Source organism: Flavobacterium sp. CR10, assembly GCF_055814415.1.
Window position 1 is genome coordinate 2960861 of the sequence record NZ_CP185985.1, and the last position, 17910, is coordinate 2978770.

A 17910-nucleotide genomic window follows, 5' to 3' on the forward strand; every position below is an offset into this window, starting at 1 on the left:
TTTGTAATTAAACCGTTTTTCTCATTGTATTTGTTTAAAACAGAAAAGCAAATTATTGTGGCTCAAAAGGATATTTTATAGAATAGAATTTAGGTGTTTTTTGGTTTTTTATGTTAAACCGAACCACTTCTTTTATGATTTGAAATGAGTCATATTTGGGTTCCAATTGTATTTCATTTCCAGAATTTACAACCCCATATTTATTATTTTTATTTACAACAAATTCGCCAGTGCCGTAAATTTCTGTAATAGCGTCGTATTCTGCAGGAAGAGCAATTTTATTTTTATTGCTGAAAACTCCAAATTTATTTTTGTCTTTAAAAATCTGATAATTACTCTTAGAAAATCCACTAAAGTACAGATTGCTTTTTACAAACTCATCTACGAATATTTCAATTTCGGTGTAGTTATTATTTTCGATTGTGAGAAGATATTTTTTTGCGTTTTTTACAGCAAAAATTTTGTTTTGAGCAGCGCTATAAAAATCATAATCTTCAGGAATTATAATTTCACCTTTGGCAGAAAACAATCCGCCTTTATCTGCTGTATTAGTTGTGATATAATAATTATAAAAGGGATCGATAGATTTGTATGATATGGGAATAATTTCCTTTTCCTGATATGGATTTATAACACCTCGCAAATTATTTTTATAAGCAAAATATTGATCTTTGAACGATATTGTGTAATTAGAGAAAACACCATAAACGTTATCATAAATCAAAGGTTTCAAAACAGCATCTTTTTGGTCGATTATTCCTTCTTTGCCATTGTTTTTTACAATATAAATAGAATTTGAAGGTGTAATTTCATCGTATTTACATTCAATCTCATATTTTCCATTTGAATTTATAACACCTTTTTTCTTCGTTATTGTATTGAAAACAAGAAAAGAATTTTGAGATAATATCCTTTCGAAGCGATAATTTTTAATAGTATTTAAAACAATATTTCCGAGAGTATCTATTATTAAAGTGTTTTTGTTTTGAAGCGTCACAATAGATCTTTTATGTTGGAAATACTCAATATCAAATGCCTGAAATTTGGTAATCTGTTTTCCTTCTGTATCAAACAAATCAATACCGTTGTTATTCTGGACAAATGAAATGCCATTGCTGCCCATTATATTATCATATTTAATTGGCAATATGATTTTGTTATCTAGGTTAACAACGCCATATTTATTATTTTTTGAAACTCTAACCAGATTTTTTCCTAAATAGAAAACATCTTCATACTCGAACGGAATTTTGATATTGCCTTGTAAATCGATAAATCCTCTTTTGTAGTTTTTATTAATTATAATTCCCGCTTCAAATATATTTTTGAGGTCTTTTCTGTTCTCTATGTATGCATAATTAGGTTTAAGCACCACATTGCCAAGAGAATCAATTAAGCCCATTTTTCCCTTAAAGGTTCTAAATATGGCATAATCATTTTCAAAACCATAGACATATTCATAAGTCTTATTTTCCATTAATTGTTTACGAAGAGGCTCAAATTTCGATTGGCCTTTCGTTATAAAAGAGAATAACAGAATTAGTAAAAGAAGGATATTTCTCATGATTTTAAATTTCTACAAATAAAAACGCATTCTCTTCAATTCTAGTATAGAATAAAACAGAATGCGTTTTAAAGTTATTGAATCAATTAAACAATTTCGGCGCTAAGACCAGCTTCCAAAAGTTGAGTGCATTGAGGTTTAAGTTTTTCTATCGGGCCTGTTTTTACAGTGCATTTCCCGTTGTAATGTACAATCAAAGAGCATTGCTCGGCTTGTTCTGCCGTGTGGCTGCAAACACGCATAAGAGTATCAATTACGTGATCAAAAGTATTTACATCATCATTATACACAATGATCTCGTTATTAAAAGCAATGGCTTCTTTTTCGCGAACTCTTTCTCTTACTTTTTCTTTAGTACTCATATTGTTATAGTTTTTGTACTGAATTGATTATCAGTGTCTAATTTACGTATTTTAAAGATACCCAGTTGTTTCTCTGAAGCTTTTTAACATAAGTTAAACCTTTTTCAACACAAGAAGCATCGATAAACGGAATGTCTTCTTCGTAGAAACCGCTAAAAAGGATAATTCCTTGTGGATTCAAAGCATCAACATAAGCCTGCATATCATTCAACAAAATATTTCTGTTGATATTGGCAATAATTAAATCGTATTTTTTACCTGCCAATAAAGCAGCATCGCCTTCATAAACGGAGATATGTTTGCAATTATTGCGTTCAGCATTTTCGATAGAGTTGAGGTAGCACCAGTTATCAATGTCAATAGCATCGATAGGTTCAGCGCCTTTCATTTCAGCCAAAATAGCTAAAATCGCAGTTCCGCATCCCATATCAAGTGTTTTTAAACCTTTTACATCCATTTCCAATAAATGCTGAATCATCATGTGAGTAGTTTCATGATGTCCAGTTCCAAAACTCATTTTAGGTTCAATTACAATATCAAACTCAGCATCAGTTTTTTCGTGAAAAGGAGCGCGAACGTGACATTTTCCGTCTACATCGATCGGTTCAAAATTCTTTTCCCATTCCTCGTTCCAGTTTACCTGGTCGATTTCTTCAATCGTATATTCAATTTTAAACTCCTCAGATTGTAGAATATAAATATCATTCAGAATATTTTCATCCCATAAATCCTTCTTCACAAAAGCAGAAATTCCGTTTTCAGTTTCCGTAAAACTTTCAAACGCTTTTTCGCCCAATTCAGCCACTAAAATTTCAGAACCCAACTCTTTTGGCTCAATTGTAAAATGATATCCTAAATAGATGTTTGACATAATAAAAATTTTTGCAAAGGTAAGAATACAAAGCAAAAGTTGTTTAAAAAAATCTAAAAGAACATTCTTATTTTAAGAATAATTTAGAATAAAAAAAGCGTTCATAATTATGAACGCTTTTCATTTTATATAAACCTAAGAATTAGATAGCAGTAACGATAGCTAAGAAATCATCAGCTTTTAAAGCTGCACCTCCAATTAAACCACCATCTACGTCTGGTTTAGAGAAGATTTCTTTAGCGTTTTCTGGTTTTACAGAACCACCATATAAAATAGAAACTTCATCAGCGATTTCGGCTCCAAAAGCTTTACGGATTGTTTCTCTAATAAATTCGTGCATTTCTTGAGCTTGCTCTGGCGAAGCAGTTTCTCCAGTTCCGATAGCCCAAACTGGTTCGTATGCTAAAACAATTTTAGACCAAGATTCTTTTGCAATATGGAAAACTCCGTCACGCAATTGGTTTTCCACAATGTTGAAGTGGTTTCCAGACTGACGGTCTTTTAATTCTTCTCCAAAACAGAAGATTACTGTCATATCATGTTTCAAAGCTGTATCTACTTTGTTTGCGATTAAAGCATCAGTTTCGTGGAAAATAGCTCTACGCTCAGAGTGACCTAAGATTACTGTATTAACACCAATGCTTGTTAACATATCTGCAGAAATTTCTCCTGTAAAAGCACCGCCTTCAGCTTGGTGAACGTTTTGAGCAGAAACTCCGATAGTTGTATTTTTTAATTTAGTCGCTGCCGCTTGTAAGTTTACAAAAGTTGGCGCTACAATTACTTGTGCATTTGTTTTCGCTGGAATTTTAGCAATTAACTCGTTTAATAATTCTTCAGTTTGAGCTGCATTTTTATGCATTTTCCAGTTTCCTGCAACAATCGATTTTCTCATTTTGGTAGTTTTATATTATTTTTTTGTTTTTTGTTTGAAATTAAAGCAAAGTCCAAAATTGATATTTGAATTTTGACATTGCAATTGTTATTGAAGCTTATTTCAATGATTGTAAAGTAGAATTGATTTTTTCGAAATCAGTTTCGATCGCTCTGTATAAAACGATTTTTCCTGTTTTGTCCACTACGATATATCTTGGAATCCAATCTAAATCAATCGCTTTTCCGAAAAGGCCTTTCATGCCATCATTCATCATATAATGATCGCCTTTATTTAATTCGTGTTTTTCGATTCCTGCTTTCCATTTATCAGCCGTTTTATCAGCCGAAATGAATAAGTAAGAAACGTCAGGATTATTGGCTTGCAGTTCTTTTAATTTTGGCATTGCTTTTACACAGTCACCACACCAAGAAGCCCAAACTTCGATAACCAAAGTTTTTCCTTTGTATTTTTTTAAGATGTTTTTGAAGGTAACCTGACTTCCGTCAGCAGCTAATAATTTCTCAGATAAAGCCTCTTTAGAAAAAGCTGTTTTCTGAGCTTGCGTGCAAGAAAAAGAAATAAATGCAATTACGGCTAGAACTAATTGTTTCATATTTGATTAAAATTATTTTTTATTAGGGTACTGAATTCACAAAGTTAAACAAACAAATCGAATGCCAATTGCAGATTAACAAAATTTGAAGAGTCGTTGATTTTGTAACAAAACGACGTTTTTTGGTTGAAAAAAGTGTTTTGAAATCGTAATAGTTGGCTGTGAAATCAAGTATTTTTTTGAAACTATTTTTTAGGAAATAATTAAAAAGCATTTTTTTTGTTTTGGCAAAGGAAAATTGAAGCAGAAAAACGTCAGATTTCAATAAAAAAAGCCTTCAATAAAATTAAAAGTATTGAAGGCTTCTTTTATGTTTTTTTAATACTTAATTCAAGTCGTAATTGCCATTTGCCCATTTTTTGCTTGGAGCAATCCAATTGTCTGCTGCTTTAAACAAAAAGCCGTGTTTTAGACCTGTATTAAGTTCAATTTCTTTAAAATGAATTATTTTACATTTAGAAGTTTCCTTTCTTTTAATTGCAGAAACTCCATAAATATCTGATTTTTCATAAATGGTTAAAATATTGCCGCAAAAATTGATGCCTGGAATTTCTTTTATATCAGAATCTCTAAAGCATCCAATGAAAACAAAATTCACATCTGGATTGGAGAGATAAGTAGAAACATACTGCGCAATATAACCGCCTTGTGAAATTCCGATTACTGTAATATGATTTGGTATAATACCTTTTTTGAGGAGCGCTTTGATTTGCTTTACCATTTTCTCAGCATATTCGGCAGAATTCGTGTTTTTCTTTCTTTTTTCACTAAAAACAATAAACTTATCTTTTCTATAAGATTCTAAAATCTCATTGTATTCTGCTCTGCCATATTCTGGATGAATTGCATTTAGATCGTTTTCTTGTACAAATTTGTTGTGGAAAAAGAAAATATAGCGTTTGTCTTTTTTTGATGTTTCTGATTGGCTAAAGCTTGCTTGAGTGAAGAAAAGAGCTAGTAAAAAAGTAAAGAAGGATTTTGAAAATTGTTTCATAGGGGAGTTTTCGTAAAAAAAGCCCGTTTTTATGGACTTTTACTATAAGTGTTAAATTATAAATTTAGATTGAAAGTAAGTTTGTTTACTTCTTCTTGCTTGGCTGACTCTATGTTTTTTAAAGCATCTAATTTTTTATTAAGCTTAACCTTAGAACTTAGAGAAGTATTTTTGTTTTCAGCTGAAATTTTTTTTGCCACATGTTTCATACTTTTCTTTTTATAATGAAACCACTTTTGATGTTTCATTTTTTTAATTTGAGTCTGCAAAATAAAATATTTACGTAAAAAAAAGCCACAATTAAATGTAGCTTTTTTAATATATGATCGAATTTATCGAAGACTATAACTTCAAATCATCTGTATCATTGTAGTGTACTTTTTGAGCGATAGTTCCGTCATGTACCACAACAATGCTTGGATTTGCTCTTTCGACAGTTTTTAAAGCTGTTCCATCGCAGAAATAGAAATCGATGTCTAGAGCATAATCTTTTTTAGCTTTAGCAATTTCATCAGCTCCAGAAGCCGTCATTCCGATTACTTTATAACCTTTTGCTTTTGCATCTGCCGTAACTTTTGCTAATTTTTTCATTCCTTCCGGATTTGACAAATTCAAATCATAAGTTACGTAGATTAGCAATTTAGGCTCTTTTAATAATTCTTCTTTATAATCAGAATCGTCTTTTGTCATGGTAAAATCATGAATTGGTGGAACGTATCCTTCTGAAATTACCTTATCTTTTCTATCAACAAATACAGCACCTTCCGGAATATTCATTAAATCTTTTTCAGTAAATTCTTTATCAACACCGTTTACTTTATAGATAAAAATCATTTCTACAACCGATTTTGGTGCGCCTTCAGGAATTTCCATTCCTTTCTCGATGTTTGTTCCTACTTTATACGGACGGAAATCTTTTATCGGATTGTGATTGATAACCCAAACCGCCATGAATACACAAAGAACAATACTAATCAATACAATAATATTGGTAACCAGTTTAGAAAATAAAGGTTTTACTAGTTTTTTATTGATGAATAAAATCAAGATAAAGAAAAGTAAAACAACATCTTTTGTAAACGATTGCCAAGGCGTTAAATGTAAAGCATCTCCAAAACAGCCACAATCTTTTACTACATCAAAATAAGCAGAGTAGAAAGTAAGGAATGTAAAGAAGACGATTAAAAGCAATAATGCCCAAATCGTTAATTTTGATTTATAACCCGCCAAAAGCATCACGCCTAAAACTACTTCTAAGATTACTAAAAATATAGCTAATCCTAAAGCTAATGGCTCTAGGAATGGCATATTGAAAACCGGTTCACTAAAATATTCAGCAAGTTTATAAGAGAAACCAACAGGATCATTCAGTTTTATTAATCCGGAAATAATAAATAGTACGCCGACAAATAATCGGGAGAATTGGGTAATGATGTTTTTCATGGCAAATATTTAGGGTTTAAATTCTAAATTTTTAAATCCCAAACTCCAATATTAAAGTTGGAATTTGGGATTTTATTTTTTGGAATTTGATTTATTTTATAGGGTTTAAGATTAAAGCAAAAACAGAATAATTAATCATATCCTGATAATTAGCATCGATTCCTTCAGAAACAATTGTTTTTCCTTTATTATCTTCAATCTGTTTAACACGAAGCAATTTCTGCAGAATTAAATCGGTTAAAGAACTTACACGCATATCGCGCCAAGCTTCGCCATAATCATGGTTTTTAGCTTCCATTAAATCTTTGGTAAGCTTTACTTTAGCATCGTATAATTCAGTTGCTTTTTCAACGTCTAGATCCGGCTGATCTACAACACCTAATTCTAACTGAATCAAAGCCATAATAGAATAATTGATGATTCCGATAAATTCTCCTTTCTCATCTTCATCCACTTTGCGAACATCGTTTTCTTGCAAACTTCTGATTCGTTGTGCTTTTATGAAAATTTGATCTGTTAGCGATGGCAATCTTAAAATTCTCCACGCGCTGCCATAATCTTTCATTTTATTGATAAACAAGGTTCGGCAAACCTCGATAACATTATCAAATTCTTGGGAAGTATTCTTCATTTATATGCTGTATATTTGCTAAAATTTCTTCAAAAATAAGGATTAAATTAAAGAGTTTCAAGTTTCAGGTTTTCTTTGTTTCAAGTTTTTTCTAAACAAAGTGTTAATGGAACTGGAATTTAAAAAGTTTAAAGTTTCATGTTCCATGTTTCGAGTTCTCCAATCGCGCAATCTCCATCAACTTGAAACCTGAAACTTGAAACAAACAAAAACAAACAAAACGATGACAATAAACTGCAAAGGCGAACTTATAGATTTATCGATTCCTAAAGTAATGGGAATCTTAAATGTTACGCCAAACTCTTTCTTTGACGGAGGAAAATATAAAAACGAAGACGAGATTATTTCTAGAGTTGATAAAATGCTTTCTGAAGGTGCAACATTTATCGATATTGGCGCTTATTCGAGCAAGCCAAGCGCTGAATTTGTTTCCGAACAAGAAGAAATCGACAGAATTGTTCCAGCTATAGAATTGATTTTAAAACATTTTCCCCAAACTTTATTATCGATCGATACTTTTAGGGCTGAGGTAGCGAAAGCAAGTATCGAAAGCGGTGCAGCGATTATAAACGATATTGCAGCAGGAGAATTGGACGATAAAATGTTTGAGATAATTGCCCAGTACAATGTGCCTTACATCATGATGCACATGCGAGGGAATCCGCAGACAATGCAGAGTTTGGCGCAATATGATGATATTCTTAAAGAGATGCTTTTTTATTTTTCTGAAAAAGTAAAAAAAGCCAGAAGTTTAGGAATCAATGATTTGATTTTGGATCCTGGTTTCGGTTTTGCCAAAACAACCGATCATAATTACGAAGTAATGCAAAAAATGGAACTTTTTAATCTTTTAGAATTACCTGTTTTGGTTGGAATTTCAAGAAAATCGATGATTTATAAAACACTTGATATTACAGCGCAAGAAGCTTTAAACGGAACCACTTTTTTGAATACGATTGCTTTGACAAAAGGCGCTAAAATTCTTCGCGTTCATGATGTGAAAGAAGCAGTGGAATGTGTTACTTTGTTTGATAAGTTGAATTGATTTGAGCTATGGAAAAGTCAAACATTTTAAATAGGTTTGGTATACTTCAAAAAATTGAAATACGTGAAAACAGCACTGTTTTACTTTATTTTGGAGATATTCCTAGTTGGACAAAAAATGAAATTATAAAAGAAACGGTTGATCTTTTGGATTTTTACGAAGTATTCGAAATAAATTTCAATTTGAATCATTTAGATACAGTTAGTTTATATTGGAAAGTTCATAGATATGTTGGTGAAAAATTTCTTATCTCTATTGATAAAAATAAGATGAATATTTGGAATGGTGATATTCATGAATATGAAGAAGAGTGGAATTTTTTTGATGATTTAGATGATGAAATTTCAATTACTAATTATTTAAAATATAATGTTCCAAAAACAGTTCAAGATTGGAAAACAGATTATATGAAATTAGAAAAGAGATATTATTCATTATTAATAGAAAAAATGCGATGAAATACATTTCCTTATTTATAGTTTTCCTCCTATTTTCCTGCGGAAAAAAACAAGACGTTTTATTGCCAAAATCAAACGTCTCAATTGTAAAAGACGTCCAAGATCATTCGCCAATTTATATCTTTTTTAAAGTTGAAGGAAAAGACACCATTGCCGATTTAAATCGAAAAAGTGCTATAATTTCAACAAATTGGATTTTCAATATTGATAAACGTCTTCCTTTGAAATTGGTAATTCCTCAAGTAATAAAAATGCAGGATAAAAAGCGAAACGAGAAAATGCATCAGAATGAAGAATCTGAAAACTATTATTCGTATGCAGATTCTATCGGGAAAAATCTAGCCTTTTTGCCTTTCACGAAAGTGTTTTATAAAATGGAGAAACCTACAGCTGGAAGTTTTGTGGTTTACTTTAGTAAAGGGAAAAAACGTGTTTTTATGGGAAATCAAGAAATAAAAATATCAGAAATATTAAAACATTTTTACAGTATAAAATTTGATAGAGTACCAGATTTGGTCTTTTTATTTGATAAGGATATGAGTTATGGAGAATACATTCAGTACAAAATCCTATTGCATAAAGAGGTAACTCACAATCTTGATAAGCTTCCTGTAGAATTTATTTTTTAATTAGTTAACATAAAAAACGAAAGCCTTTCTGATTCAAGAAAGGCTTTTTTAGTTTTAGAAGTTTAATAACCACCGCCTCCGCCACCGCCGTCTCCGCCAGAAGTGCCAGTTTTTGTCAGAGTACCGCTGATTTCGCCATTAGGATAAGCAGTAGTGTGTAAGTTAACGTAATAATGATTAGCCATCAGCTCAGTAATTTGTGCATCTGTAATAGAACCAGATACAGATATTGGAGAGGTAGATACACTGGCATCAGGAAACGGAATAACAATTGTGCCGTCTGCCGCATGTATATGACCATGTATTGGTGTTAGTCCTGAAAAATTTACTGTAAGATCAAATGTTTTAGCAGTCTTATTTAATTTAAGTGTTGCACTACCAGAAGCTGAAGAAGTTGCGCCTGTAACTGGGGTCAGATTAGCAGTAAATGTCACAATTACTGGTGTGTAATTGTCGTTGTTGTCATCGTACCCGTTGGAGCACGAAATTCCAATTAAAAGCAATAGTAGGATTGCCGAAAGGCGAAATAAAGATTTCATAATTATATGCTTTTTATGTTAAAAGAGAGGTTTAAAAAACTATAATTATTAAATTTTATTAAGATTTAATAAATCACTATAAATTTACGATTTTATTTTTATTTAACCCGTTTTTTTGTGGATTAAGTTGTTGATTTTTAAATGTTTCAGAGGTGTGGATTGAGGTTGGTGGAATTTATTGATGATGATAAGGTTCATTCCGCAATATCGTAAATCCGCGGTACAATTGCTCTATAAAAAATAAACGAACCATTTGATGCGAAAACGTCATTAGCGAAAGCGACACTTTTCCGTGCGCTTTTTTATAAACCGTTTCAGAAAAACCGTAAGGTCCACCAATTACATAAACTAACGTTTTTACGCCAGAATTCATTTTCTTTTGCAATTCTTCAGAGAAACCAACGCTTGAGAAGTTTTTTCCGTTTTCATCCAACAAAATCAATTGATCGGTTGGCGAAAGTTTTGAAAGAATCAATTCGCCTTCTTTTTCTTTTTGCTGACTTTCAGACAAGTTTTTTACGTTTTTGATATCAGGAATAATCTCTAGATCAAATTTGATGTAAAACGACAAACGTTTGGTATAATCGTCAATCAGAGTTTGAAGCGATTTATTATCTGTTTTGCCTATAGCGATGAGTTTGATGTTCATTGGTTATTTTTTTTTTTAGCCACGAATTACACGAATTAGTACGAATTTAATTTAACACATAGAGACATAGTTTTCTTTGTCTGCAAAAGGCGTTTCACTTATTGCAATGCACATAGCTATGCGTTAAAGCTTGCTTTTTCTCTAATCTTAAAACCGACACAATTATATCTATGTTTCTATGTGTTTAATTTTTTACAGCAAAGCAGTTTACGATTTTTTATTTTCAAAAATGGTCTCGAAATGTTCTACAATAGGGAAAGGTTCGTAATAATGATGCAAAATCTTTTTCCATTCCAAATACGCTTCAGAAGTTCTGAAACCTACCGTATGATCTTCAAGTGTATTCCAATCGACCAATAAAAGATATTTGTTTTCAACTTCGAGACATTTTTCTAAACGATGCCCTAAATAACCTTCGATGGACGAAATATATTGACTGGCTTTTGCAAAATCAGCTTCAAATTGAGGGGCTAATTCTGGTTTTACATATAGAAATGCGGCTTCTAGAATCATATATTTTAATATTGACAAACCTAACAGGTTTTTAAAACCTGTTAGGTTTAGAATTTAGTTTTTAGAAAATTTCGCTTCAAAAGTTTTAAAACGATTGTCTAAATCTTTAATCAATTGTTTTTTAACCGATTCGTCTTGAATGAAACTGTAATTGATACTGTTGTAAACGTATTTTTTGATTGTTTCATAATTTACATCAGGATATCTTTTTGCCAGTAAAACATATTGTTCGGTCATATTGCTTCTTAAAATTCCTGCATCGTCTGTACTGATTACAATTGGCACATTAAACTCTTTATAAAGCGTAAATGGATGTCTGTTTTCTTTTACTTTCAAAATGAATTCGTTACTTACTAAATTGATTTCAATCGGAATGTTTTTTTGAGCCATATATTTCAATAAATCATACGAATTGGCTTCGTAAGCAATATCAACTCCGTGGCCTATTCTGTTGGCTCCTGCCACATAAATCGCATCGTTGATGTGCCACGTTAATTCTTCTGGCTGAACCAAACCTAAAGTTAATTCACCAGCATGAAGCGTATATTTTACATTTGGGAATTTCGAGTGGCAATATTTGAACATCGCCATGTGCAACCAATAATCTTTCATAGAATTTTCGCCATGTTCTGGAGAAACGATATTTACACCCGCAGTCAGTTTGCTTTCGCTTGACGAAATAAAAGCAATAACCAGATTTTTGAACAAATCGACAGGTTCCATAAAACGAAGCACAAAATTTTGATAACGCATCGTGAATTTTTCCTCATCTATTTTCAAGTCTTTGTGAAGTTTTGCTAAGAAATTAGTATTGAAATCTTCGGCGTATTTTTTAGCGTCTTTTTTCTGAAGCGATTTATACAATTTATCCAAAAGTTTTAAAACCGCTTTTTCATCTTTTTGAGCTGAAGCCTGACGTAATTTGGCGTTAAAATCATCTAAATCAGAAACATTCATATCGCATGGAATTGTTGATAATTGTGTTTCTATATAGCTTACATTTTCAGCAATGGCGCGTTTTTTTAATTCCAACATTCCTTCTGCAAAATGACCAGCAATGGTTGGTTCAAATTTCATGAAAGAATCAAAAAACTGATCATCAGAAGGTACAGAGCCATTATAGTCTTTAATTGACCAAGTCTGCATAATCTGCTGTTCGTAATACTCTAATTTTCCTTTGTTTTTGATAGATGAAAAGTTCTCCCAGTTTCCGTTTGCAGGTTTGGTTTTAGAAACGGCCATAGTTTCCAGATTCAAATAAAAGTTTTCTGCAATAGCTCTTTCTAAAAGAGGTTCTGCATAAACTGATCCTGAAAAATGGTGGTGTAAATCGCCTCCTTTAGGCATTTGTTGGAAGAAAGCGGTTAAGAGCGCTTCATTATTTCTGATTTTTTCTAAATAACTCTCAGCCGATTGAGAAAAGCCGATTTGTGCTATAAAAAAACAGAAAAGCGTAATTATTCTTGTCATACTCTAAGATTAAATTACGCGCAAATATAGGAATTTCTGCGGAAATTTGAAAATTGAAATTCGTTGCGTTGAATTTTTAACGCAAAGAGCGCTAAGATTTACCGCAAAGAACGCAAGGTTTTATTTCAAGCTGAACTTAATATAAACGAAAAAGTTCGCAAAGCTTTGTCTAAAAAACTTTGCGAACTTTGCGTAATCCTTTGCGAACTTTGCGGTAAAAAAAAACTTAGAACCTTAGCAACTCAGAACCTTAGTATCTTTAAGAAAAAAGTACATCACGAATTTCTTCAACCTTATCAAAAACGCTTTTTGCAAAAGGACACAGCGGAATGATTTTTAAGTTATTTGCTCTAGCATAATCTACCGCAGCCATAACTAGTTTTTTACCAACACCTTTTCCGTTAAAATCTGGGCTAACTTCAGTATGGTCGATTATAAATTTTGAGTCTCCTGCCCAAGTATAGGTCATTTTTCCTGCTTCTTTTCCGTCTTCTACGGCTTCAAAATAGCCTCTTTTTGTATCGTTTATTTGCTGAATTTCCATTGTAATTATATTAATGTCGTTTTAATTTCGATTGAATGTGTCAATGTTTTATGGATTGGACAACTGTTTGCAATCGTTTCCAGTCTTTGTCTTTGTTCTTGGTCAACATCGCCAATCACTTCAATTTTTCGAGTAAATGAGGTACAATTTCGCTCTGAATCTCTTTCAAAATCAATTTTGATATTGATTTCTTCGACGTTCCATTGTTTGCGATTAATGTACATTCGTAAAGTAATTAAGGTGCAAGAAGCTAGTGATGAAGCCAAAAGTTCAGTAGGATTTAAACCTAAATTTTTTCCGCCTAATGATTGTGGTTCGTCAGAAATTAAGACATTTCCGCTCGCAGATGTAATTTCCGTTCGATACAAACGTGTATCTATTTTTGCTGAAATCGTATCCATAATTATTTAATTCTTGGTTCTGGTAATGGCACAAATTCTGTTTCTCCAGGAACTTTCGGGAAAGTCTGTTCTGTCCAGTCTTTTTTAGCTTTTTCGATGAGGTTTTTATCTGATGAAACGAAGTTCCAAAAGATAAAATGTTCTTCAGGAAATGGCTGTCCGCCAAAAAGATAAACCGTAGAATTTTCAGAAATTTCAAACTCGCAAAGAGAAGCTTCGGTTGTAATTAAAATCTGTTTTGGATCATAAACATGTTCGCCATTTTTGATGCTTCCTTCCAAAATATATAAACCGCTTTCGCCAAATAAATGATGTCCGATATTGATTTTTTTAGCTTCTTTACTTTTAATTTCAATAAAATATAACGGACTATAAACAGGAACTGGAGATTTTTTGCCAAAAGCTTCGCCGGCAATTAATTTGTATGAAACGCCATCTTCTTCCCAAGCCGGAATATCGTCAGCTTCAACGTGCGTAAAATTCGGATCCATTTGCTCCAATTCTTTCGGAAGCGCCACCCAAATCTGCAATCCGTGAAGCATTTTATCTGTATGTCTTAAATATTCTGGAGTTCTTTCGGAGTGAACGATTCCTTTTCCAGCCGTCATCCAGTTTACGGCACCTGGTTTTATTTCTAGTTCTGTTCCTAGACTGTCGCGATGCATAATGCTTCCTTCAAACAAAAAAGTAAGCGTTGAAAGTCCGATATGCGGATGCGGAGGAACATCCATATTTTCATGGTCGCTTAAATGTGCAGGTCCCATATGATCGATAAATACAAATGGCCCAACGGCTCTTTTTTCACGGAAAGGCAATAAACGGCCTACCAAAAAGTTGCCAATATTGGCAGCACGTTCTTCGATTATTAAACTGATATTTGACATGGTATTATTTGATTTGAAAACAAAATTACAGTAGTTGTGTTTCTCTGTAACTTAATTTAGATTAAGAAAAGTTGTTTTTTTTTGTGTTAGCTATAAAAGTAGGGAAAATTGATGATTCTTCAAATAGTTGATTTCACGCTCTTTTTGTCAGACTGAGCGGAGTCGAAGTCACATTTGCTGAATCACTTTGCGGGACTTCGACTCCGTTCAGTCTGACAGCAGTGATTTCGTTTTCTGTTTTAAATCTAAATTTTATTCAATCAACTCAAATGCCAAAACCTCACTTTCAGTTCCATTAATAATAATCGACAATTGATGCGCTCCAGTATAAAAAACACGAGTTGTAATCAATTTAAAAGACTGGTTTCTTTCAATCTTCGTTAATTGATTCGGATGATAAATCTTTTCACTGATTTTAAAGACTTTTTTCGCCAAATGCCCTTTTGCTTTTTTGTAGTGAACGGCATATTCTAAACGAACTGTTTTTGGTTCTTCATTTTTATTGTTTAAATGAAATTGAAACTGAAGATAATCACCAATTTTAACCACAGGAGTTTTAATTTCGAAAGAAGAAAGTTCAATGTTAGTGCTTTCTAAACCATAATGGCTCAGGATTTCGGGATGGCCTTGTTTTAGTAAAGTTCTTGATCCATGTTTGATAATTCCGTCGGTTTCTTTGCTGTGGCCTTTCCATTTATTAGCAATTTCCAGAACAATTTGTGGATTATCTTTAGCAATATCATTTAAATTATTAGCAACGCTTCTGCGAACATATTCTGAAGGATCGTTTTTTAGGTTTTCTAAAATTGGAAGAATAGAAGAGGGATCTTTCTTCAAAAATGGAATCGCCATTGCCCAAGGTAATCTAGGACGTGATCCTTCGCTTGCTAAACGACGCACATGATGATTTTCGTGCAAAGACCATTTTACCATTTCTTCAATCATTTTCTCTTTATATTTTAAAATGAAAGGACGAACGGCAAATTCACAGCTTATAAATTGGGTTACAGAAACGAAAGCTTTCTTAGAAGTTTCAAAATCGTCTAAACCATACATTTCGATATAATCGGCAAAGAAAATAAAAGCCAGATTACTGTCTGCAAAGTTATTTTTTCTTAGATTTTCTATGATTTTGTCAATAAGAGAAATAGCTTCGGGAAAGTTTTGAGGCATAAATTGATGAAATACAACGGTTGTATGTTTCATTCTTTCTTTCCATTCTTTTTGAGCAAAATCGCCTTCGTAAATCGCTTCAATAAATTTTTGTTTATTGAACGCTGGATACACTTCGGCAACAGCCTGAGTGAAATTTTCGTAAAAAGAAACGGAGTAAATATCTTTAATTAATCCCATGGTTTTTGCTTGATTGAACTTCAAAGATATTTAATTGAACGCTTATTATGTGATGAAGTATTGTTAAGAATTGTAACTTTATTTTTCTGAATATCTTAATGGTTAAAAAAGAGAGATTTAATGTTTTGTATAATTTTTCATGTTATTGGAATTTTCAAATCCATAAAATAAGTTCTAATTTAGCATTATTATTAAAAATAGAAAAATGATAAGCGAAGCTCAATTTCAAGCAGAATTACAACTTTTAATAAAAAATGCCATTAGAGAAGATGTGGGGCCAGGCGATTACAGTTCGCTTGCCTGTATTCCAGATACAGCTCATGGTCAAGCAAAGCTATTGGTAAAAGATCAAGGAATTATTGCCGGAGTTGAATTGGCTAAAATGATATTTGAGCATGTTGATCCAAAATTAAAGGTGAAAACTTTTATTGAAGACGGAACGCATGTAGAATATGGTGAAATTGTTTTTGAAGTTTCTGGCAGCTCGCAATCTATTTTAAAAGCCGAAAGAGTGGTTTTGAATACCATGCAAAGAATGTCAGCGATCGCTACAAAAACAAACCATTTAATGCAGCTTTTGGAAGGAACAAATGCAAAGATTTTGGATACGCGTAAAACAACTCCAAATTTTAGAGTGGCAGAAAAATGGGCTGTAAAAATTGGCGGAGGAGAGAATCATCGATATGCCTTATATGACATGATCATGCTGAAAGACAATCATATTGATTTTGCTGGCGGAATTACACGCGCTATTGCAAAAACTAAAGAATATTTGAAAGAGAATAATCTTGACTTGAAAATTATTGTTGAAGCTCGTGATTTGGATGAAATCAGAGAAATTTTATTGAGCGATGGAGTTCACAGAATTCTGATAGATAACTTTAACTATGAAGATACAAAAACGGCAGTCAATTTGATTGGTTCAAAATGCCAGACAGAATCTTCTGGAAATATCAGTGAAAAAACAGTTCGCGAATATGCTTTATGCGGTGTGAATTATATTTCGTCAGGTGCTTTAACGCATTCTGTTTACAATATGGATTTGAGCTTGAAAGCTTTTTAATGGAGTTATGAATTTTGAGTTATAAGTTATGAGTTGATTTTTGCAATCTAAAATCGGAACTCTAAAATCTAAAATCAAAAAATATGTCGAAAGAGATAGAAGATCGGATTGAGAAGCTGCCTATAATACGCAATCTGGCCCGACTTTTTAAAAGAATAAAATTCCCTTGGTTAGAGGGATTTTCTTTGTATGATTTGCTCGAAATGTACACTATCGGAATTATTGATGGTGCATTTTCATATCATGCGAGTGCTGTTTCTTTTAGCTTTTTCATGGCATTATTTCCTTTTGCTTTATTTATTTTAAACTTAATTCCGTTTATTCCTATAGACAATTTTCAGGAAGATTTCTTACAGTTCGTTCAGCAGAGCGTTCCGCCAAATACTTTCGATGCGATAAGTAAAATTATCAGCGATATCTTAAATAATAGTCACTCTGGATTGTTATCGTCGGGATTTTTGCTTTCGATATTTTTAATGGCAAACGGAATTAACGGAATTTTGAGCGGTTTTGAATCCTCAAAACACGTTTTTGATAAACGAGGTTTTCTGCATCAATATTTAGTAGCTCTAGCCATTTCGCTCATAATGACCATAATTTTGTTTGTTACAGTGGCTACTATCGTAGTTTTTGAGGTCTTCATTCAAAAGACAATTATTCAAGATGTGCTGAGCGATAGAATTCCGCTGATTATTTTAGGGCGATATTTATTCGTTATCTTAATGATTTTGATAACATCTTCAATATTATTGCGTTATGGAACAAAACAATATAATAAAGTGCCTTTTATTAGTATTGGTTCTGTTTTTACAACGGTCTTAATTGTTATATCTTCGTTCTTTTTTGGGATTTGGGTTATAAAATTTTCAAAATACAATGAACTTTATGGTTCAATTGGGACATTATTAATTCTAATGTTTTATATTTGGATAAACTGTATGATTCTGCTTTTAGGGTTCGAATTGAATGCTTCTATCAGAAAATTAAAACAAAAAAAAGAAAAATAA

22 protein-coding genes are annotated in these 17910 nt (G+C 32.2%); 5 read left to right on the forward strand and 17 right to left on the reverse strand.

Annotated features, from left to right (window positions below):
* Positions 1–52 precede the first annotated feature (52 nt).
* The 9 genes from ACNRYB_RS13140 to ACNRYB_RS13180 all read right to left on the reverse strand — a co-directional run bounded on the left by ACNRYB_RS13140 (position 53) and on the right by ACNRYB_RS13180 (position 7355).
* Entirely contained in the window at positions 53–1564 is a 1512-nt protein-coding gene (locus ACNRYB_RS13140; protein ID WP_473727517.1) for a WG repeat-containing protein, read from the reverse strand.
* A gap of 86 nt (positions 1565–1650) precedes the next feature.
* Entirely contained in the window at positions 1651–1926 is a 276-nt protein-coding gene (locus ACNRYB_RS13145) for an ATP-dependent Clp protease adaptor ClpS (protein WP_111376979.1), read from the reverse strand.
* 37 nt (positions 1927–1963) lie between these two features.
* Entirely contained in the window at positions 1964–2797 is an 834-nt protein-coding gene (gene prmA, locus ACNRYB_RS13150) for a 50S ribosomal protein L11 methyltransferase (protein ID WP_473727518.1), read from the reverse strand.
* A gap of 142 nt (positions 2798–2939) precedes the next feature.
* Complete coding sequence (tpiA, locus tag ACNRYB_RS13155) at positions 2940–3692, reverse strand: triose-phosphate isomerase (RefSeq protein ID WP_290969465.1); 753 nt, start codon at positions 3690–3692, stop codon at positions 2940–2942.
* Between the two features lie 97 nt (positions 3693–3789).
* Positions 3790–4287: a TlpA family protein disulfide reductase gene (locus ACNRYB_RS13160; RefSeq protein WP_129749083.1), complete on the reverse strand. Its 498-nt coding sequence runs from the start codon at positions 4285–4287 to the stop codon at positions 3790–3792.
* 325 nt (positions 4288–4612) lie between these two features.
* Entirely contained in the window at positions 4613–5281 is a 669-nt protein-coding gene (locus tag ACNRYB_RS13165) for an alpha/beta hydrolase (protein WP_473727519.1), read from the reverse strand.
* A gap of 56 nt (positions 5282–5337) precedes the next feature.
* Positions 5338–5529, reverse strand: a complete 192-nt coding sequence (locus tag ACNRYB_RS13170) for a hypothetical protein (protein WP_473727520.1) — start codon at positions 5527–5529, stop codon at positions 5338–5340.
* Between the two features lie 94 nt (positions 5530–5623).
* A complete protein-coding gene (locus tag ACNRYB_RS13175) occupies positions 5624–6724 on the reverse strand; it encodes a BT_3928 family protein (protein ID WP_473727521.1) in 1101 nt (366 codons plus the stop codon).
* A gap of 91 nt (positions 6725–6815) precedes the next feature.
* Positions 6816–7355 carry a DUF1599 domain-containing protein gene (locus ACNRYB_RS13180; RefSeq protein ID WP_129749080.1) on the reverse strand — a complete coding sequence of 180 codons (540 nt, stop codon included), beginning with the start codon at positions 7353–7355 and terminating at the stop codon, positions 6816–6818.
* 223 nt (positions 7356–7578) lie between these two features.
* On the opposite strand from ACNRYB_RS13180, the gene folP reads away from it, so the two are divergent.
* Genes folP through ACNRYB_RS13195 form a run of 3 tightly spaced genes read left to right on the forward strand, consistent with a single transcriptional unit; the run spans position 7579 to position 9487 of the window.
* Positions 7579–8400 (forward strand): dihydropteroate synthase, encoded by an 822-nt coding sequence (folP, locus tag ACNRYB_RS13185; protein WP_473727522.1) that lies wholly within the window; start codon positions 7579–7581, stop codon positions 8398–8400.
* A gap of 8 nt (positions 8401–8408) precedes the next feature.
* Positions 8409–8858: a hypothetical protein gene (locus ACNRYB_RS13190; RefSeq protein ID WP_343705957.1), complete on the forward strand. Its 450-nt coding sequence runs from the start codon at positions 8409–8411 to the stop codon at positions 8856–8858.
* Positions 8855–9487, forward strand: a complete 633-nt coding sequence (locus tag ACNRYB_RS13195; protein WP_473727523.1) for a hypothetical protein — start codon at positions 8855–8857, stop codon at positions 9485–9487. Before ACNRYB_RS13190 ends, ACNRYB_RS13195 begins: the two co-directional genes overlap by 4 nt.
* Before the next feature lie 62 nt (positions 9488–9549).
* Here the strand turns inward: ACNRYB_RS13195 and ACNRYB_RS13200 are convergent, their stop codons facing one another.
* The 8 genes from ACNRYB_RS13200 to ACNRYB_RS13235 form a co-directional block, all read right to left on the reverse strand.
* On the reverse strand, positions 9550–10026 hold the full coding sequence (locus ACNRYB_RS13200; RefSeq protein WP_129749078.1) for a CHRD domain-containing protein: 477 nt from the start codon (positions 10024–10026) through the stop codon (positions 9550–9552).
* A 175-nt stretch (positions 10027–10201) separates the two neighbouring features.
* Positions 10202–10675, reverse strand: coding sequence for a 23S rRNA (pseudouridine(1915)-N(3))-methyltransferase RlmH (rlmH, locus tag ACNRYB_RS13205; RefSeq protein ID WP_129749077.1), 474 nt, complete (start codon positions 10673–10675; stop codon positions 10202–10204).
* A 207-nt stretch (positions 10676–10882) separates the two neighbouring features.
* Entirely contained in the window at positions 10883–11188 is a 306-nt protein-coding gene (locus tag ACNRYB_RS13210) for an antibiotic biosynthesis monooxygenase family protein (protein WP_129749076.1), read from the reverse strand.
* Between the two features lie 54 nt (positions 11189–11242).
* Positions 11243–12658, reverse strand: a complete 1416-nt coding sequence (locus ACNRYB_RS13215) for an amidohydrolase family protein (RefSeq protein WP_473727524.1) — start codon at positions 12656–12658, stop codon at positions 11243–11245.
* 259 nt (positions 12659–12917) lie between these two features.
* A complete protein-coding gene (locus tag ACNRYB_RS13220; protein ID WP_473727525.1) occupies positions 12918–13202 on the reverse strand; it encodes a GNAT family N-acetyltransferase in 285 nt (94 codons plus the stop codon).
* A 5-nt stretch (positions 13203–13207) separates the two neighbouring features.
* On the reverse strand, positions 13208–13603 hold the full coding sequence (locus ACNRYB_RS13225; RefSeq protein ID WP_473727526.1) for an OsmC family protein: 396 nt from the start codon (positions 13601–13603) through the stop codon (positions 13208–13210).
* A gap of 2 nt (positions 13604–13605) precedes the next feature.
* Positions 13606–14487, reverse strand: coding sequence for a pirin family protein (locus ACNRYB_RS13230; protein WP_473727527.1), 882 nt, complete (start codon positions 14485–14487; stop codon positions 13606–13608).
* 252 nt (positions 14488–14739) lie between these two features.
* Positions 14740–15840, reverse strand: a complete 1101-nt coding sequence (locus ACNRYB_RS13235; RefSeq protein WP_473727528.1) for a DNA alkylation repair protein — start codon at positions 15838–15840, stop codon at positions 14740–14742.
* A gap of 205 nt (positions 15841–16045) precedes the next feature.
* Between ACNRYB_RS13235 and nadC the strand changes: the two genes are divergently transcribed.
* Together nadC and ACNRYB_RS13245 are read left to right on the forward strand one after the other, a co-directional pair.
* The gene (gene nadC, locus ACNRYB_RS13240; protein ID WP_473727529.1) at positions 16046–16903 is read left to right on the forward strand and encodes a carboxylating nicotinate-nucleotide diphosphorylase; all 858 of its coding nucleotides are present in this window, start codon (positions 16046–16048) and stop codon (positions 16901–16903) included.
* 83 nt (positions 16904–16986) lie between these two features.
* The gene (locus tag ACNRYB_RS13245; RefSeq protein WP_129749069.1) at positions 16987–17910 is read left to right on the forward strand and encodes a YihY/virulence factor BrkB family protein; all 924 of its coding nucleotides are present in this window, start codon (positions 16987–16989) and stop codon (positions 17908–17910) included.

What these genes read in the sequence shown, in the direction of transcription:
- ACNRYB_RS13225 (WP_473727526.1), bottom strand. Translation starts at nt 13,603, where the DNA reads ATGGATACGATTTCAGCAAAAATAGATACACGTTTGTATCGAACGGAA.
- ACNRYB_RS13195 (WP_473727523.1), top strand. Translation starts at nt 8,855, where the DNA reads ATGAAATACATTTCCTTATTTATAGTTTTCCTCCTATTTTCCTGCGGA.
- ACNRYB_RS13140 (WP_473727517.1), bottom strand. Translation starts at nt 1,564, where the DNA reads ATGAGAAATATCCTTCTTTTACTAATTCTGTTATTCTCTTTTATAACG.
- rlmH (WP_129749077.1), bottom strand. Translation starts at nt 10,675, where the DNA reads ATGAACATCAAACTCATCGCTATAGGCAAAACAGATAATAAATCGCTT.
- prmA (WP_473727518.1), bottom strand. Translation starts at nt 2,797, where the DNA reads ATGTCAAACATCTATTTAGGATATCATTTTACAATTGAGCCAAAAGAG.
- ACNRYB_RS13220 (WP_473727525.1), bottom strand. Translation starts at nt 13,202, where the DNA reads ATGGAAATTCAGCAAATAAACGATACAAAAAGAGGCTATTTTGAAGCC.
- folP (WP_473727522.1), top strand. Translation starts at nt 7,579, where the DNA reads ATGACAATAAACTGCAAAGGCGAACTTATAGATTTATCGATTCCTAAA.
- ACNRYB_RS13190 (WP_343705957.1), top strand. Translation starts at nt 8,409, where the DNA reads ATGGAAAAGTCAAACATTTTAAATAGGTTTGGTATACTTCAAAAAATT.
- ACNRYB_RS13215 (WP_473727524.1), bottom strand. Translation starts at nt 12,658, where the DNA reads ATGACAAGAATAATTACGCTTTTCTGTTTTTTTATAGCACAAATCGGC.
- ACNRYB_RS13170 (WP_473727520.1), bottom strand. Translation starts at nt 5,529, where the DNA reads ATGAAACATCAAAAGTGGTTTCATTATAAAAAGAAAAGTATGAAACAT.
- ACNRYB_RS13245 (WP_129749069.1), top strand. Translation starts at nt 16,987, where the DNA reads ATGTCGAAAGAGATAGAAGATCGGATTGAGAAGCTGCCTATAATACGC.
- tpiA (WP_290969465.1), bottom strand. Translation starts at nt 3,692, where the DNA reads ATGAGAAAATCGATTGTTGCAGGAAACTGGAAAATGCATAAAAATGCA.
- ACNRYB_RS13175 (WP_473727521.1), bottom strand. Translation starts at nt 6,724, where the DNA reads ATGAAAAACATCATTACCCAATTCTCCCGATTATTTGTCGGCGTACTA.
- ACNRYB_RS13200 (WP_129749078.1), bottom strand. Translation starts at nt 10,026, where the DNA reads ATGAAATCTTTATTTCGCCTTTCGGCAATCCTACTATTGCTTTTAATT.
- ACNRYB_RS13165 (WP_473727519.1), bottom strand. Translation starts at nt 5,281, where the DNA reads ATGAAACAATTTTCAAAATCCTTCTTTACTTTTTTACTAGCTCTTTTC.
- ACNRYB_RS13210 (WP_129749076.1), bottom strand. Translation starts at nt 11,188, where the DNA reads ATGATTCTAGAAGCCGCATTTCTATATGTAAAACCAGAATTAGCCCCT.
- ACNRYB_RS13145 (WP_111376979.1), bottom strand. Translation starts at nt 1,926, where the DNA reads ATGAGTACTAAAGAAAAAGTAAGAGAAAGAGTTCGCGAAAAAGAAGCC.
- ACNRYB_RS13180 (WP_129749080.1), bottom strand. Translation starts at nt 7,355, where the DNA reads ATGAAGAATACTTCCCAAGAATTTGATAATGTTATCGAGGTTTGCCGA.
- ACNRYB_RS13160 (WP_129749083.1), bottom strand. Translation starts at nt 4,287, where the DNA reads ATGAAACAATTAGTTCTAGCCGTAATTGCATTTATTTCTTTTTCTTGC.
- nadC (WP_473727529.1), top strand. Translation starts at nt 16,046, where the DNA reads ATGATAAGCGAAGCTCAATTTCAAGCAGAATTACAACTTTTAATAAAA.
- ACNRYB_RS13235 (WP_473727528.1), bottom strand. Translation starts at nt 15,840, where the DNA reads ATGGGATTAATTAAAGATATTTACTCCGTTTCTTTTTACGAAAATTTC.
- ACNRYB_RS13230 (WP_473727527.1), bottom strand. Translation starts at nt 14,487, where the DNA reads ATGTCAAATATCAGTTTAATAATCGAAGAACGTGCTGCCAATATTGGC.